This window comes from Castellaniella sp. (assembly GCF_034675905.1).
In the GTDB taxonomy this organism is placed as follows: Bacteria; Pseudomonadota; Gammaproteobacteria; order Burkholderiales; family Burkholderiaceae_B; genus Castellaniella.
Genome location: NZ_JAUCCV010000002.1, coordinates 418,094 through 434,282, shown reverse-complemented (window position 1 = coordinate 434,282; position 16,189 = coordinate 418,094). Strand labels below are relative to the sequence as shown.

Genomic DNA, 16,189 nt, shown 5'->3' with positions numbered 1-16,189 from the left:
GTAACGAGGTCTTTATGAGCGATTTGCAGATTTTGCTGATTTCAATCGGGGCGGCCTTGATCGTCGTCGTCCTGCTGTACAACGGTTGGCAGGAATGGCGGGCGCGGCGCAGCATGCGGGCGACGCTGCCGGAATCCGAGCAGGATGTGCTCATGCAGGGGGTCCTGCCCCGGCGTGAACCGGGTCTCTGGGAATCTGATCGTGCCGCCGGCGCAGACGAATCCGCCGAGATCGATCCGACCTGTGAGGCCGTCATCGATATCGCCCTGGTGCATCCGGCTGCGGGCGAAGCCCTGGCCGAGGCGGTGCAATCCATCGCGCGGGTGGGGAAAAAGCCGGTGCGCGTCTTTGCCGAGCGCGAGGGCGGCGGCCATCGTACCCGGTTGCGGGCGGACGAGTCCTATGTGTCGCTGCAGCTGGCCGTGGTGATGGCCAATCGGGGCGGCGCTCTGACGGCCATCGAATGGTCGAACCTCTGGACGCTGGCCCAGAATCTGGCGGAACGTTTTGATGGCCAGATCGAAGCGCCGGAACAGGACGTCGTCCTGGCGCAGGCGGCTGAACTGGATGCCCGCTGCGCCGCCATGGATGCCCAGGTCGGCCTGATTCTGCAGCTGGCCGCCCCGCGTGCGGCGGCGGCCATCACCGAAGCCGCTGCCGAAGCCGGTTTTGTGCAGGCGCGCGGGCAGTGGGCCTGGATGGCTGAAAACGGCCTGCCGCGTTTCGTGCTGCAGGTTGATCAGGCTGCGGGCGATCAGGCGCATCGGGCTGATCTGATCCTGGATGTGCCCAACAGCATTCCGGACGACCAGGCCTTCAGCCGCATGGTCGCCGTGGGGCGCGATCTGGCCCAGCGTCTCGAAGCCCATGTGCTCGACGATCAGGGGCGCACGTTTCAGGATGCCTCGGCGCCCGCGATCGACAAGCAGATCAGCGCTTTGTATGACCAGCTGGATCAGGCGGGTTTTCTGGCAGGCACCGAACGCACGGCCCGGGTGTTTTCGTGACCGACATCCCCTTGCGCCAGCGCTTGCTGGCCTTGCGGGCGGATATCGAGGCCCATAATCACCGTTATTACGTCCTGGATGATCCCTCCGTGTCGGATGCGCAGTACGACCGGATGATGGCGGATCTGCAGGCCATCGAACAAGAACACCCGGATTGGGTGACGCCGGATTCGCCGACCCAGCGGGTCGGCGCTGCGCCTGCGGGGCATTTCGCGCCGGTGCGTCATGCGGTACGCATGCTGTCCCTGGGCAATGCCTTTGAAGACCAGGACATCCAGGCTTTTGATGAACGGGTGACGGCGATTCTGGTGGAGTCCGGGTTGATGGCCTCGGTCGGGCAGCCGGATCAGGCCGAGGGCGGACAGAGCGAACTGTTTGCGGCTGCTCCGCCTGCGCCGGGTGTGGACTATGTGGCGGAATACAAATTCGACGGCCTGGCGGTCAGCCTGCGCTACGAGCAGGGCCGCCTGGTGCAGGCGGCGACCCGGGGCGATGGCGCCGAAGGCGAGGACATCACCGCCAACATCCGCACCTTGCGTTCCGTTCCGCTGCGCCTGCGCGGGGATGACGCGCCCGCTGTGCTGGAAGTGCGCGGCGAAGTCCTGATGGCGCGGGCGGATTTCGCCCGCCTGAATGAACAGCAGTTGTCCCGGCGGGAAAAGCCTTTCGTCAATCCGCGCAATGCGGCGGCCGGCAGTCTGCGCCAGCTGGATCCGCAGGTAACGGCGCTGCGGCCGCTGCGTTTTTACGCATACGGCTGGGGCCAGATACAGGATGCCGCCGGGCATGATCTGCAGCCGCAGGCGACCCATGCCGCCATGCTGGACTGGCTGGCGGGGTTCGGTTTTGCCGTCAGTCCCGGGCGACAGCGCTGCCGGGGAGCGGCGGCGCTGCTGCGTTTCTATGCGGCGGTCGGCGCGGCGCGACCGGACCTGCCCTACGACATCGACGGCGTGGTCTACAAGGTCAATGACCTGCGGGCGCAGGAGGTCCTGGGGTTTGTGGCGCGGGCGCCGCGCTTTGCCATTGCGCATAAATTTCCGGCCCAAGAAGAAACCACCCGGCTGGTCGGCATCGACGTCCAGGTGGGGCGTACCGGGGCATTGACCCCCGTGGCGCGCCTGCAGCCGGTGTTCGTGGGCGGCGTGACGGTGACGAATGCGACCTTGCACAACGAGGACGAAATCCATCGCAAGGACGTGCGCATCGGCGATACCGTGATCGTGCGCCGCGCCGGCGACGTCATCCCCGAAGTCGTTGGCCCCGTGCTGGACCTGCGGCCCGCCGACGCACTGCCCTTTGATTTGCTGGCTGTCTGCCCAGTCTGTCCGGTTTGCGGCTCGGCCATTGAGCGGCTGGAAGGCGAGGCCATCACCCGCTGCACAGGCGGGCTGTTCTGCCCTGCGCAGCGCAAACAGACGCTGTGGCATGCAGCCAGCCGCAAGGCCCTGGATATCGATGGCCTGGGCGATAAGTTGATCGAACAACTGGTCGATGGCGGCCGCGTCCAGACTTTGGCGGATCTGTACGGTCTCAGTGAACTGGAATTGTCCACATATCCGCGCATGGGGCAGAAGTCTGCGCAGAATCTGGTCCAGGCCATTGCCCAGAGCCGTCGTCCGCCGCTGTCGCGGCTGCTGTACGCCCTGGGCATCCGCCATGTGGGCGACACGACGGCGCGGGACGTGGCACGTCATTTCGGGTCCATGCAGGCCATCATGGACGCCTCCGAGGACGCGTTGTTGCAGGTGCCGGACGTCGGTCCCGTCGTGGCCGCCTCCATCCGGCGCTTCTTTGCCGAATCGCATAATCGGGAAGTCGTCGCCGCGCTGCAGGCTGCCGGGGTCGAGCCACAGCCTGAAGCAGCTCCGGCAGGTGAAAAACCGCTGGCGGGAAAGACGCTGGTGCTGACCGGCACGCTGCCCACCCTGACGCGCGACGAGGCTACGCGCCGCGTCCTGGCGGCAGGCGGCAAGGTCAGCGCTTCGGTATCGCGCAAGACCGCTTGGGTGGTCGCCGGTGCGGAAGCCGGCAGCAAACTGGCCAAGGCGGAAGAACTGGGTGTCGCGGTTCTGGATGAGGCCGGTCTGCTGGCGTTGCTGGGGGATTGATCCCCTTGCCGGGGCGGCCGCCGCCTGTGCCGGTCTGAATTCGGACATAAAAAAGCGGCTTTCCGGAAAGGAAAGCCGCTTTGTCTTGCAAGCCGATGGCAGTGGCGCTTATTTCGCTGCGCTGTTGTCCACGACCTTGGCGTCTTTCATCAGGCCTTTCTGATAGGTGGACAGGGCCTGCTGGCGCATCATTTCTTCCAGTTGGGGCTTGGCTTCGTCAAAGGAAGGGAAGGCGACAGGGCGCTCGTCTTCGACCTGGATGACGTGCCAGCCGAATTGGGTCTGGACGGGTTCGCTGCTGATCTGGCCTTTCTTCATGCTTTCCACGGCCTTGGCGAATTCAGGCACGTAGTTGCTGGTCGGGCCCCAGCCCAGTTCGCCGCCATTCTTGCCGCTGCCGGTGTCGATGGAGTCTTTTTTCGCGGCGGCTTCGAAGCTGGTCTTTTTGGCCTTGATCGACTTGATCAGTGCTTTGGCCTGGTCTTCTTCCTTGACCAGGATGTGGCGCAGCTTGTATTCCTTGCGATCACCCTGCTCGGTCTTGATCGTGTCGTATTCTTTTTTCAGATCCGCTTCGGTGACGGGGTTGTCCTTCAGGTATTTGGCCATCAGCGCACGCACCAGGATGCTTTGCGAGGCCAGTTCGGTTTCCTGCTGAACGGCGGGATCTTTTTGCAGGCCGGCCTTTTCGGCAGCCTGGACGGCGACCAGGCGGTTGATCATTTCCTGTTTGACCTGATCGCGCAGCTGCGGCGAATCCTGGGCGCCCTGGCTGACGAGCAGGCTGACGAACTGGTCGAATTTGGCTTGGGAGATCCCCTGGCCGTTGACCGTGACGAGGTCCTTGGCATAGACCGGCAGAGCCAGAGAGCAGGCCAGGGCCACAACAGCAATACGTTTCATGAAAGTCCTTGGTTGGGGGAAATGCTGGCCTCGATGGCCAATGCGTGAATCGGGTGGGGCATCAGATCTCGCACGCAATCATACACAAGGCGATGGCGTGCCAGGGTTCCCAGCCCCTCGAACCGTTTGGACACGATTCGGAGCCGAAAGTGCCGTGCGCCACCTTGAGCGCCTGCGTGTCCGGCGTGCAGGTGGGATTCGTCGATCAAATCCAGCGCATCCGGCGCCAGTTGCTGCAGCCGTTCCAGCAGCAGCTGGCGCAGATCGTGCGCCGAGACGGAATTCGATGCGGGCGTCATGAAGGGTCTGTGGGTTTGGCAGGCGCAGCGTCGGACGGAGCATCCGCCTGGATATGCCGCCCCAGCCATACGGACTGCACGACGACAAACAGCAGCAGCAGGATCATCAGGCCGAAGACTTTGAAGTTGACCCATTGCGATTCGGTAAAACGGCCGGAAAACGCAACATACAGATTCAGCGCCCCGGAGGCGACAAAAAATCCGGCCCAGCTGTCATTCAAGCGACTCCAGGCGCGGTCGGGCAGGGCGATTTTTTCGCCCATCAGGCGACGCATCAGGTTGCGGCCGGTGAACAGGCGCGCGCCCAGCAGAATCACGGCGAACAGCCAGTACAGCACCGTAGGCTTCCATTTGATGAAGGTGTCGTCATGCAGCAGCAGCGTCGCGCCGCCGAACACCACGATGACGGTCAGATTGATCCAGTGCGTGCCTTCGATGGCGCGGTGTGCCAGCCGCAGCCAGACGATCTGGGCGATGGCCGCTGCCATGGCTACGCCTGTGGCGACATAGATGTCGGCAAAGCGGAAGGCCACAAAAAACAGGATCAGTGGGAAAAGGTCGAAAAGAAATTTTTTCATTCGGCCGGAGTGAATGTCAGTGAAAGGGAGTTGATGCAGTAGCGCATGCCGGTCGGCGCGGGGCCGTCGGGGAAAACGTGCCCCAGATGTGCGCCGCAGGCGGCGCACAGGGTTTCGATGCGAACCATGCCGTGGCTGGTGTCGCGTTCTTCGCGGATGCAGTCCGGGCTGATCGGCGCAAAGTAGCTGGGCCAGCCGCAGCCGGCATCGAATTTGGTGTCGGAAACGAACAGCGGTGTGCCGCAGCATACGCAAACGTAGGTGCCGGCCTGGTTGTGATCCCAATAGCGGCCGGTGAACGGACGTTCGGTATGTTTCAGGCGTGTGACGGCGAATTCGTCCGGCGTCAGCTGTTCACGCCATTGGGCGTCGGTGCGTATGACCTTGTCCACAGAAAACCAGCATTCAGTCTCTAAATCAGTAACTTGCCTATCTTAAACGACTTTTCCGCCTCTGTCCCTGGCTTGTCATGCCGGGTTTCATTTTGGCGGTGACTCATTATTTCCGCTGGTGATCAGCAGCAAATTGCGTTCGCCTGCGATAATATGACGCCCAGTTATGATTCATGCTGAAAACGGGCTGGTTTATCACCAGGAATTGCACAAACGACCTGCCTGAAGGCCCAGGTACAGCACTTACATTACACGGAGACAACCATGACATTCGCCCGTTCCTTTCGGCTGACTTTAGGGGCAGCCGCCCTGCTGGCTGTCTTGCCGCTGGCGGCCAACGCCCAGATCAAGGTCGGCGTGACCGTGTCGGCCACCGGGCCGGCGGCTTCCCTGGGGATTCCGGAGCGCGATACCGTCGCGCTGCTGCCGACGCAGATCGGCGGCGAACAGGTCCAGTACATCATCCTGGACGATGCCACGGACACCACGCAGGCGGTGAAGAATATCCGCAAGTTCACGGCGGACGATCATGTGGACGTGGTGCTGGGGACCTCGGTGACACCGGCGTCGCTGGCCATGTCCGATGTGGCGGCTGAAACCGGCACGCCCATGATCAGCGTGGCCGCTAATGCCAAGCTGGTCGAGCCGGTGGACGGTCCGCGCAAATGGGTGTTCAAGACCCCGCAAAATGATGCGCTGATGGCCGGCGCCCTGGCTGACGCCATGGTCAAGCAGCAAGTCAAGACGCTGGGGTTCATCGGTTTCAGCGATGCGTATGGCGATGGTTGGCTGCAGGAAATGAAGGCTGCCGCCGAGGCCAAAGGCATCAAGGTCGTGGCGGCGGAACGCTTTGCCCGTCCCGACACCAGCGTGACGGGGCAGGTGCTGAAATTGCTGGCGTCCAAGCCGGACGGCATCCTGATCGCCGCATCGGGTACGCCAGTGGCCTTGCCGCAGCGCGAACTGGTCGAGCGTGGCTACAAGGGGCAGATCTATCAAACCCATGGCGCCGCCAACAATGATGTGCTGCGGGTCTGCGGCAAGGCCTGCGAAGGCATGATCCTGCCGGCCGGCCCTCTGCTGGTCGCAGCACAGTTGCCCGACAGCAATCCGGTCAAACAGAGCGCCCTGGTGTATGTGCATGCCTACGAGGCCAAGTATGGGGCCGGGACCACCAATACCTTTGGCGGCCATATGTGGGATGCCGGTCAGCTGATCAACGATGCGATTCCGCGCGCGCTGAAGACCGGAGCCAAGCCGGGTACGGCGGCATTCCGTTCGGCGCTGCGCGATGCGCTGGAACAGGTCAAGGAACTGCCGGCGTCCCAAGGGATTTTCACCATGAGTCCGACCGAGCATGCCGGCCTGGATGTGCGCGGCCGGGTGATGGTCAAAGTGGTCGACGGCAAATGGACTTATCAACCGGATCTGTGAGCGTGTCGGTACACCGCGGTGATCGGGCAGTTCAGGCGGGGCGTTCGTGGATCTGACGATTGCCCTGATTCTGCTGCAGGACGGTATCCTGAACGGCGCCATCTACGCCTTGCTGGGCCTGGCGCTGGTGCTGGTGTTCCTGGTGACCCGGGTAATCCTGATTCCGCAAGGTGAGTTCGTCACGTTCGGTGCGCTGTCGCTGGCCTTTCTGGCCAATGGCCGGGTGCCCGGCACCGCCTATCTGCTGGTGCTGCTGGGCGGTCTCGTCTGTGTGGCCGAGGCCCTCTCGGCCTGGCGCACCCATCAGTGGCGCGGCTATGGCCGCACCCTGGTCTGGGCCTTGGTTTTGCCGCTGATCCTGTTGGCGGTGGCGCCGCAGGTAGCCGGACAAGGGACGCCTCTATTGGTGCAGGTGCTGTTCGCTCTGGCCCTGGTCATCCCCATGGGGCCCATGATCTATCGCCTGGTGTACCAGCCGGTGGAGCAGGCCAGCGTGCTGGTGCTGCTGATCATTTCCGTGGCGGTGCATTTTGCGCTGACCGGTCTGGGGCTGCTGTTCTTCGGCGCCGAGGGCTGGCGCACGCCGGCGCTGGTCGAAGGCAGCGTGCAGATCGGCCCGGTGGAATGGACGGCACAAACCTTTGCCGTGCTGGGGCTGTGCGCTGTCCTGATCGCCGCCTTGTGGCTGTTTTTTGGCCGCACTCTGTATGGCCGCGCCCTGCGGGCGACGGCCGTCAATCGGCGGGGCGCCCGGCTGGTCGGCATCAGCACGCGAGTGGCGGGCAGCCTGACGTTTACCCTGGCTGCCGCCATTGGCGCGCTGTCGGGCATGTTGATCGCCGCCATCACGACCATTTACTACGACACCGGCTTTCTGATCGGCCTCAAAGGATTCGTGGCCGCCATTTTCGGCGGTCTGGTCAGCTATCCCATCGCGGCTGCGGGCGCTCTGTTCGTCGGCGTGCTGGAGGCCTTTTCTTCCTTCTGGGCCAGTCCCTTCAAGGAAGCGATCGTGTTCACGCTGATCATCCCGGTATTGTTGTGGCGCTCGTTCGGCAACGTACAGCTGGACGAGGAGGACTGATCCCATGCATCGTTTCTGGATACGGGGTCTGGCGCTGCTGGTCCTGGCGCTGCTGCCCTGGATACCGGGGGTGTCGGCCTTCTGGATCACACAGATGAATTACATCGGGTTGTACAGCCTGGTGGTCCTGGGTCTGGTGCTGCTGACCGGGGTGGGGGGGCTGACGTCTTTCGGGCAGTCCGCCTTTGTCGGGCTGGGGGCGTATTCCACCGCCTGGTTGACGACTGCCATGGGGGTGTCGCCCTGGCTGGGGCTGCTGGCTGGCCTGCTGTTGACCTGTCTGGTGGCGTATGGCCTGGGCGTCATCACCTTGCGTCTGTCCGGGCATTATCTGCCTTTGTGTACCCTGGCCTGGTGTCTGGCTTTGTATTACCTGTATGGCAATCTGGATTTTCTGGGGCGCTATGACGGCATCGCGGGCATCCCGCCGCTGACACTGGGCGACTGGTCGCTGGCCGCCGGCGAGTCCATGTATCTATTGATCTGGCTGGTCCTGCTGCTGGCCCTGTGGGCCACCCATAATCTGCTGGATTCCCGGGCTGGACGCGCCATCCGGGCCTTGCGCAGCGGTTCCATGGCGGAATCCTTCGGCGTCGATCTGGCGCACTACAAGGTGGTGATCTTCGTCTATGCCGCCTTGCTGGGCAGCGTGTCGGGCTGGCTGTATGCGCACATGCAGCGGGCCGTCAGCCCCAGCCCCTTCGGTCTGGGCTATGGCATCGAATATCTGTTCATGGCGGTGGTAGGCGGCGCCGGCAGCGTCTGGGGGGCGGTCGCCGGCACGGCGGCGGTGCTGATCCTCAAGGATCAGCTGCAGAACGTGCTGCCCAAACTGGTCGGCGCCGGCGTCAATCTGGAACTGCTGGCATTCGGCGTGCTGATGATTCTGGTGCTGCAATATGCCCGCGACGGCCTGTGGCCGGTACTGGCCCGGATCGGTCGATGGCTGGGCGGGCGGTTTGCTGTCGAGACGCCGGATCGGCGACGGCTGATCGCAGCGGCGGATCTGCCGCATCGGCCTTTGCCGCCGGTCGGAGAGGTCGTCCTGGACGTCGATCGGGTGCGCAAGACGTTCGGCGGGCTGGTGGCGGTGAACGACATCAGTTTTCAACTGCGGGCCGGGGAAATCATGGGGCTCATCGGTCCCAACGGCGCAGGCAAGAGCACGACTTTCAATCTGATCAGCGGCGTGATGCCGCTCAGCAGCGGTCAGGTGCGTTTCATGGGTGACCGCATCGATGGACGGCCCGCGCATGACATTGCCCGCCGGGGTTTGGCGCGCAGCTTTCAGCATGTGCAGCTGTTGCCGGATATGACGGTACTGGACAACGTCGCCTTGGGTGCGCATTTGCGCAGCCGGGCCGGAGTGATTGCCGCTGCGTTGCGGCTGGATCGGGCCAGTGAGGCCTCGCTGCTGCAAGAAGCCGCCCGCCAATTGGAACGGGTCGGCCTGGGCGACGTCATGGATCAAGCTGCCGGCAGCTTGCCGCTGGGCCGCCAGCGCATCGTGGAAATCGCCCGCGCCTTGTGCGGCGATCCCGTCTTGCTCCTGCTCGACGAACCGGCCGCTGGCCTGCGTTATCAGGAAAAGCAGGCGCTGGCGGCGGTGCTGGATCAGTTGCGGCGCGAAGGCATGAGCCTGTTGCTGGTGGAACACGATATGGATTTCGTCATGCGCTTGACCGACCATCTGCTGGTCATGGATTTCGGCACCCAGCTGGCGGAAGGCGTGCCGGCTGATATCCAGACCAATCCCGCCGTGCTGGAGGCCTATCTGGGCGGCCTGGATGATGACTGGGATGCCATGGTCCCGACAGCAGCCAGCAGCCCGCTTGCCGCGCACCCGCAGGCGGCGTCGTGATGTCGGCGCCAGAGACCATCCTCTCGGTTCAGGGCTTGTCGGCGCAGTACGGCAAGGTCGCTGCGCTGGACCCCCTGGATCTGACCGTCGGGCGCGGCCAGATCGTGACGGTGATCGGCGCCAATGGGGCCGGAAAATCCACGCTGCTCAATGCCCTGATGGGGGCGCTGCCGCAACGCGGCCACAGTCAGGGGCAGGTCCTGTTTCAGGGGCAGGCCATACAGGATTGGGAAATCGAGCGGCGGGTAGGGCTGGGCCTGACCTTGGTGCCCGAACGGCGTGAATTGTTTGCCAGCATGTCGGTGCACGACAATCTGCTGCTGGGCGGATTCCGCCTGTATCGGGCCGGCGTGCGTGGCTGGCAGGATACGCTGGACGAGGTCTATGCGCTGTTTCCGCGGCTGCGCGAGCGGGCCGCCCAGGCGGCAGGCACCTTGTCGGGGGGAGAGCGCCAGATGCTGGCGGTCGGGCGCGCCCTGATGGCCCGACCTGCTCTGCTGATGCTGGACGAACCCAGCCTGGGCCTGGCGCCTCGTGTCGTGCGGGAAATCTTCCAGACCATCGCCCAGTTGCGCAGCACCGGCGTCTCCATTTTGCTGGTCGAGCAGAATGCGCGGGCAGCCTTGCATGTGGCCGATACCGGCTATGTGCTGGAAACCGGGTCCGTCGTGCTTCACGGCGAGGCCGCCATGCTGGCCAGCCACCCCCGAATCATCGAAAGCTACCTGGGATTCGCCGGGACGTAGGACAGTCCCTGCGGACTGTCCTACGCCAGGCGAATCGGAGCGGCTTGCAAGCCGCGAGGTGGGGCGGTGCAGCAAGTGTCCCTGCGGACTGTCCTACGCCAGGCGAATCGGAGCGGCTTGCAAGCCGCGAGGTGGGGCGGTGCAGCAAGTGTCCCTGCGGACTGTCCTACGCCAGGCGAATCGGAGCGGCTTGCAAGCCGCGAGGTGGGGCGGTGCAGCAAGTGTCCCTGCGGACTGTCCTACGCCAGGCGAATCGGAGCGGCTTGCAAGCCGCGAGGTGGGGCGCTTGAGGGTTCAATCGCATTGACAGGCCTGCGGGCGCGACGATAACCTCAACAGGCAGCCCGCACCGGAACATCGGTAGTCTGCGTTCCGTGCCAGGGCTTTGCAACACAAGCATAATCAACGGAGACATTCCATGAAGATGAAGAAGTTGTTGCTGTGCCTGGCGATTTCTGCGGCGATCCCCCAGTTTGCCGGTGCGGCCGAACCCTTGCGCATTGGCATCCTGAACGATCAGTCCGGCCTGTATTCGGATTTCGGAGGGGCGACGTCGGTGACAGCCGCCCAGATGGCGGTCAAGGACTTCGGCGGCGAGGTGCTGGGCCGCAAGATCGAAGTGTTGTCCGCCGATCACCAGAACAAGACCGACATTGCAACCTCCGTTGCCCGTAAATGGTTCGATCTGGATCATGTCGAGATGATCGGCGATCTGACTAATTCCGCCGTGGCGCTTGCCGTGCAGGGACTGGCCCAGGAAAAAGGCAAGATCACTATCGCGTCCGGGCCGTTTTCAGCCGCCCTGACCGGCAAGGCCTGCTCGCCGACGGGCTTTCACTGGGCTTTCGACACCTATGCTTCATCGGTGGGGACTGCCACCGGCCTGGTCAAGGAAGGCGCCAAGCGCTGGTTCATCCTGGGCGCTGACTACGCTTATGGCAAACAACTGGCCGCGGACCTGACCAAGGTCGTGGACAAGAACGGCGGCAAGGTGGTCGGCGAAGTCTTCCACCCGGTGGGTGCATCTGATTTCGCCTCTTTCCTGCTGCAGGCCCAGTCATCAGATGCTCAGGCCGTGGCCCTGGCCAATGCGGGGTCCGATACCAGCAACAGCATCAAGCAGGCGGCCGAATTCGGCCTGACCAAGGGCGGACAGAAGCTGGTGGCCTTGGGCATCGTGATCAGCGATGTCCACGCCCTGGGGCTGGAAAAAGCCCAGGGTCTGGTGGCGACCACGCCGTTCTATTGGGACCGGGACGACGCCAGCCGCCAGTTTTCCGCGCGCTTTGAAAAGCTGACCCAACGTGAACCTGGCATGGTCCAGGCCAGCGTGTATTCCTCCACGCTGCATTATCTGAAGGCGGTCAAGGCGGCTGGGACGACGGACGGCAAGGCGGTAGCGGAAAAAATGCGTGAATTGCCGGTCGAAGACTTCTTTGCGCACAATGGCGAAGTCCGCAAGGACGGCTGGATGGCTCACGACATGTATCTGGTGCAGGTCAAGACACCGGCGGAATCAAAAGGCCCCTGGGATTACTACAAGATCCTGAGGACGCTGCCGGCGGATCTGGTGTCGGTACCCTTGTCTGAAAGCGCCTGCCCCCTGGTCAAAGGCTGATTCGCGCAGCCCGTCGCCTGAACGGATCGGGCGGCGGCCTTTGATCCGCTTGGCCGAGTATGAAAAAGCGCCGGTCTGCAATAGCCCCAGCCGGCGCTTTCTTCGGTGATCAACCCTTGGCCTTGAGCAATTGTCGCCGGTGCAGCCATTCGCCGACGATGCCTCGGCGGAAGGTCAGCACGCAGATGACGAAGATCAGGCCGATCACGATCGTGACGGATTCGCCCAGTATGCGGAACCAGACCATGCCGGTTTCCTGCATCAAAAAGCGCCCGATGTCGCCGACCTTGTTTTCCAGCGCTACGACGATGACGGCGCCCAGCACCGGGCCTGTCAGCGTGCCCATGCCGCCGATCAGGGTCATCAGGATCACCATGCCCGACATCTGCCAGGTGGCGTCGGACAGGGTGGCGGAGACAAAGATCACGGACTTGGTGGCGCCTGCCAGCCCTGACAAGGCGGCTGACAGCACGAAAGCCAGCAGCTTGAAGCGGTCGACGTGATAGCCCAGGGACACCATGCGGGCTTCGTTTTCGCGGATGGCCTTCAGCGCCTGGCCGAAGGGCGAATGCACTGTGCGCCAGATCAGCGCGTAGCCGAACACGAACACCGCCATCACGACGTAGTACAGATTGATGTCCTGGCTGAGATCCAGCCCCAGGATGCTGCCGCGCGGGATGCCTTGCAGGCCGTCTTCGCCGCCGGTAAAGGGGGCCTGCAGAAAATAGAAGAACAACATCTGCGCCAGGGCCAGCGTGATCATGGCGAAATAGATGCCGCTGCGCCGGATGGACAGGAGTCCGAAGATCAGGCCCAGCAAGGCAGCGCTGGCGGTGCCGAACAGCAGGCCGCTGAAGGTCGACCAGCCCCAGATGCTGAGGGCCTGGCCGCAAGCGTAGCCCGCCAGCCCCAGAAAGGCGGCATGGCCGAAGGACAACAAGCCCGTATAGCCCAGCAACAGGTTGAAGGCGCAGGCGAACAAGGCATAGCACATGACCTTCATGATGAAGATCGGGTAGGCGCCCAGATCGGGAAGCGCAGCGATCACCACGATGGCGACCAGGTAGGCAAGCAGTTGTCGTTTCATGGTTCTTTTCCGAACAGCCCAGCCGGGCGCAGCAACAGCACGATCACCATGATGATGAACACCACGGTGCTGGAGGCTTCCGGCCAGAAGACTTTTGTGAAGCCTTCGACGATGCCCAGCCCCAGGCCCGTCAGGATGGAGCCCAGGATCGAGCCCATTCCGCCGATGACCACCACGGCAAAGACGACGATGATCAGATTGGATCCCATCAGCGGCGAGACCTGCAGGATGGGAGCAGCCAGCACTCCGGCAAAGGCCGCCAGGCTCACGCCCAGGCCGAATGTCAGGGAAATCATGAGCGGGACGTTGACGCCGAAGGCCTCGACGAGCTTGGCATTTTCAGTGCCGGCTCGCAGCAAGGCGCCCAGATGGGTCTTTTCGATCAGGAACCAGGTCAGCATGCAGGCCAGAATGGATGCCACCACGACCCAGGCGCGGTAGATCGGCAGGTACATGAAGCCCAGATTGACGCCGCCTTGCAGTAGCGCCGGAGTGGAATAGGGTTGGCCCGAGACGCCGTAGATGCTGCGAAACAGGCCTTCGATGATGAGCGCCAGACCGAAGGTCAGCAGCAGGCCGTACAGGGGATCCAGTTTATACAGTCGCCGCAACAGCAGGCGTTCCAGCAGGATGCCGAACAGTCCGACCACGATGGGCGAGAGAATCAGCATCACCCAGTAGTTCAGCCCCAGGTACTGCAGGCCCAGCCAGGCCACGAAGGCTCCCAGCATGTAGAGCGCGCCGTGGGTGAAGTTGATGATGTTGAGCAGGCCGAAGATGATGGCCAGCCCGAGCGACAACACGGCATAGAAAGAGCCGTTGACCAAGCCGAGCAGCAACTGCCCGAGCAAGGCCTGGATGGGGATACCGAAAAGTTCTGTCATAGGGCTGCAGCAAAGGCGGGTGACTGGATCGCTGATGGGCGCATGGCCTCGCCGGCGGGGGCGAGGCCATGCGGGTCACGCGTCGAGATTAGCCCTTGAGCAGAGGGCAGGTAGAGGTGGATTCCGCGCCATACACGGATTCAGCCGGCAGTTCACGGATGATGTTGTAGTAATCCCAGGGGGCCTTGGATTGATCCGGACGTTTCACCTGCGCCAGGTACATGTCGTGCATGAACAGGCCGTCCTTGCGGATATAGGCGTCCTTGGCGAACATGTCGTTGATCTTGCCGGATTTCAGCTGCTTCATGACAGTGTCGCCATCGTCCGTGCCGGTCGCCTTGACGGCCTGCAGGTAGTTCAACGCGGCCGAATAATCGGCAGCCTGCACAAAGGACGGCGCCCGATTCAGCTTGTCAAAGAATCGCTTGGCCCAGGTGCGGGAGGCATCGGATTGATCCCAGTACCAGGGGGTCGTCAGATACAGGCCCGCCGTGTTATCCAGGCCCAGGGCATGGATATCGTTGATGAACACCAGCAGGCCCGCCAGTTTCATGGTCTTGGTGATGCCGAATTCCTTGGCGGCCTTGACGGAGTTGATGAAGTCTCCGCCGGCATTGGCCAGGCCCAGCACTTGAGCGCCGGAACTTTGGGCCTGCAGCAGGAAGGACGAGAAATCGGTGGTCGACAGCGGGGCGCGGACTTCGCCCAGCACCTTGCCGCCGTCTTTTTTCACGACTTTGGCGGTGTCCTGTTCCAGGGAATGGCCAAAGGCGTAGTCGGCCGTCAGGAAGAACCAGCTCTTGCCGCCTTCGCGAATCACGGCGGATCCTGTGCCGTTGGCCAACGCCGTGGTGTTGTAGGCGTAGTGCACGGTATAAGGCGTGCACTTTTCGTTGGTCAGCTGGGATGAGCCGGCGCCGATGGCGATGAAGGGTTTTTTCTTCTCAGCGGCGACGCCGGCCATCGCCAGTGCGGTGGCGGAATTGGTGCCGCCGATCAGCAAGTCCAGGTGTTGGGTATCGAACCAGTCACGGGCGCGCGCCGAGGCGATGTCGGCCTTGTTCTGGTGGTCAGCGGTCAGCAGTTCGATTTTCTTGCCGTTGATTTCTCCTCCCATGTCGGCGATGGCCATGCGGATGGCATCAGCGCCCCCATTACCGTCGATGTCGGCGTAGACCCCGGACATATCAGTGATGAAGCCGATACGGATGACGTCGTCGGATATCCCGGCGGCGTGGGCGGAAAGGCCAAAGCCCAGGCCGGCCACGGCGAGTGCGGCGGATAGAGTACGCAATTTCATGGGAAGTCTCCTGTGGAAGCCGGTTGTGCCGGCAGATGTAATGAGGGTGCAGCGTTAGACGCCCAATAGGTTGTCGAGCGTGGCTTGCTTTTCCTGCAGCTGGGTAGCGGGGAATTCCTCGACGATCTGGCCGTGTTCCATGATGTAGAAGTGATCGGCCAGCGGTGCGGCGAAGTGGAAGTTCTGTTCAACCATGACGATGGTATAGCCCTTGGATTTCAGGGTCGTGATCATGCGGGCCAGCGCCTGGACGATGACCGGGGCCAGGCCTTCGGAGATTTCGTCGAGCAGCAGCAGGTTGGCGCCGGTGCGCAGGATGCGGGCGACCGCCAGCATCTGCTGCTCGCCGCCTGACAAGCGCGTGCCTGGCGAATGGCGGCGTTCGAGCAGGTTGGGGAACATATCGTAGATTTCAGCCAGCGACATGCCTCCGCCCAGCGTGTTGCCGACGGTCGGCGGCAGCAGCAGATTTTCCTCGCAGGACAGGGATGCGAAGATGCCGCGTTCTTCGGGGCAGTAGCCAATGCCCAGGTGGGCGATGCGGTAGGTGGGCAGATGGATGGACTCGGTACCCTGGATGCGGATGGAGCCGGTACGCCGGCCCGTCAGCCCCAGCAAGGCCCGTAATGTGGTGGTGCGCCCAGCGCCGTTGCGCCCCAGCAGGGTGACGACCTGGCCGGGCTCGACCCGCATATTGACCCCGTGCAGCACATGGGATTCGCCGTACCACGCGTGCAAGTCCGTGATGTCGAGGGCGGGGGAGCTCATGATGCCCCCTGGGTGCTGTGCACTTCCCACGTCGCGGCCTGCATGCCGCTCCGATTTGTCAGGCGCAAGTCAGTCCGCAGGGACTGCCCTGCGTCCGGTCTCATCCCCCCCAGGGGG

At 63.1% G+C, this 16,189-nt stretch carries 15 protein-coding genes; 7 read left to right on the top strand and 8 right to left on the bottom strand.

Annotation, left to right across the window (positions count from 1 at the left end; all coding sequences use genetic code 11):
- Positions 1–14: 14 nt before the first annotated feature.
- Both VDP79_RS03215 and ligA read left to right on the top strand, forming a co-directional pair.
- Positions 15–1,007, top strand: a complete 993-nt coding sequence (locus VDP79_RS03215; protein WP_323016789.1) for a cell division protein ZipA C-terminal FtsZ-binding domain-containing protein — start codon at positions 15–17, stop codon at positions 1,005–1,007.
- Positions 1,004–3,118, top strand: coding sequence for an NAD-dependent DNA ligase LigA (gene ligA, locus VDP79_RS03210; protein WP_323016788.1), 2,115 nt, complete (start codon positions 1,004–1,006; stop codon positions 3,116–3,118). The genes VDP79_RS03215 and ligA overlap by 4 nt, the downstream gene beginning before the upstream one ends.
- A 108-nt stretch (positions 3,119–3,226) precedes the next feature.
- Here ligA and VDP79_RS03205 read toward each other — a convergent pair whose 3' ends face one another.
- The 4 genes from VDP79_RS03205 to msrB are packed head-to-tail and all read right to left on the bottom strand — an operon-like array spanning position 3,227 to position 5,290.
- A complete protein-coding gene (locus tag VDP79_RS03205) occupies positions 3,227–4,021 on the bottom strand; it encodes a peptidylprolyl isomerase (protein ID WP_323016787.1) in 795 nt (264 codons plus the stop codon).
- Entirely contained in the window at positions 4,018–4,320 is a 303-nt protein-coding gene (locus VDP79_RS03200) for a BolA family protein (protein ID WP_323016786.1), read from the bottom strand. The genes VDP79_RS03205 and VDP79_RS03200 overlap by 4 nt, the downstream gene beginning before the upstream one ends.
- Positions 4,317–4,898, bottom strand: coding sequence for a septation protein A (locus VDP79_RS03195; protein WP_323016785.1), 582 nt, complete (start codon positions 4,896–4,898; stop codon positions 4,317–4,319). Before VDP79_RS03195 ends, VDP79_RS03200 begins: the two co-directional genes overlap by 4 nt.
- Positions 4,895–5,290: a peptide-methionine (R)-S-oxide reductase MsrB gene (msrB, locus tag VDP79_RS03190; protein ID WP_323016784.1), complete on the bottom strand. Its 396-nt coding sequence runs from the start codon at positions 5,288–5,290 to the stop codon at positions 4,895–4,897. The genes VDP79_RS03195 and msrB overlap by 4 nt, the downstream gene beginning before the upstream one ends.
- A 264-nt stretch (positions 5,291–5,554) precedes the next feature.
- Here msrB and VDP79_RS03185 point away from each other — a divergent pair, with 264 nt between their 5' ends.
- From VDP79_RS03185 to VDP79_RS03165, 5 genes are all read left to right on the top strand, one after another.
- Positions 5,555–6,724 (top strand): ABC transporter substrate-binding protein, encoded by a 1,170-nt coding sequence (locus VDP79_RS03185; protein WP_323016783.1) that lies wholly within the window; start codon positions 5,555–5,557, stop codon positions 6,722–6,724.
- 46 nt (positions 6,725–6,770) lie between these two features.
- Positions 6,771–7,808, top strand: a complete 1,038-nt coding sequence (locus VDP79_RS03180) for a branched-chain amino acid ABC transporter permease (protein WP_323016782.1) — start codon at positions 6,771–6,773, stop codon at positions 7,806–7,808.
- 4 nt (positions 7,809–7,812) lie between these two features.
- On the top strand, positions 7,813–9,669 hold the full coding sequence (locus VDP79_RS03175; protein WP_323016781.1) for a branched-chain amino acid ABC transporter ATP-binding protein/permease: 1,857 nt from the start codon (positions 7,813–7,815) through the stop codon (positions 9,667–9,669).
- Positions 9,669–10,415: an ABC transporter ATP-binding protein gene (locus VDP79_RS03170; protein WP_323016780.1), complete on the top strand. Its 747-nt coding sequence runs from the start codon at positions 9,669–9,671 to the stop codon at positions 10,413–10,415. The genes VDP79_RS03175 and VDP79_RS03170 overlap by 1 nt, the downstream gene beginning before the upstream one ends.
- A 418-nt stretch (positions 10,416–10,833) precedes the next feature.
- Positions 10,834–12,033: an ABC transporter substrate-binding protein gene (locus tag VDP79_RS03165; protein WP_323016779.1), complete on the top strand. Its 1,200-nt coding sequence runs from the start codon at positions 10,834–10,836 to the stop codon at positions 12,031–12,033.
- A gap of 109 nt (positions 12,034–12,142) precedes the next feature.
- On the opposite strand, the gene VDP79_RS03160 is transcribed toward VDP79_RS03165, so the two are convergent.
- From VDP79_RS03160 to VDP79_RS03145, 4 genes are all read right to left on the bottom strand, one after another.
- A complete protein-coding gene (locus VDP79_RS03160) occupies positions 12,143–13,120 on the bottom strand; it encodes a branched-chain amino acid ABC transporter permease (protein WP_323016778.1) in 978 nt (325 codons plus the stop codon).
- The gene (locus VDP79_RS03155) at positions 13,117–14,004 is read right to left on the bottom strand and encodes a branched-chain amino acid ABC transporter permease (protein ID WP_323016777.1); all 888 of its coding nucleotides are present in this window, start codon (positions 14,002–14,004) and stop codon (positions 13,117–13,119) included. Before VDP79_RS03155 ends, VDP79_RS03160 begins: the two co-directional genes overlap by 4 nt.
- Before the next feature lie 88 nt (positions 14,005–14,092).
- Complete coding sequence (locus VDP79_RS03150; protein ID WP_323016776.1) at positions 14,093–15,304, bottom strand: ABC transporter substrate-binding protein; 1,212 nt, start codon at positions 15,302–15,304, stop codon at positions 14,093–14,095.
- Between the two features lie 54 nt (positions 15,305–15,358).
- Positions 15,359–16,072, bottom strand: coding sequence for an ABC transporter ATP-binding protein (locus VDP79_RS03145; RefSeq protein ID WP_323016775.1), 714 nt, complete (start codon positions 16,070–16,072; stop codon positions 15,359–15,361).
- Positions 16,073–16,189 lie beyond the last annotated feature (117 nt).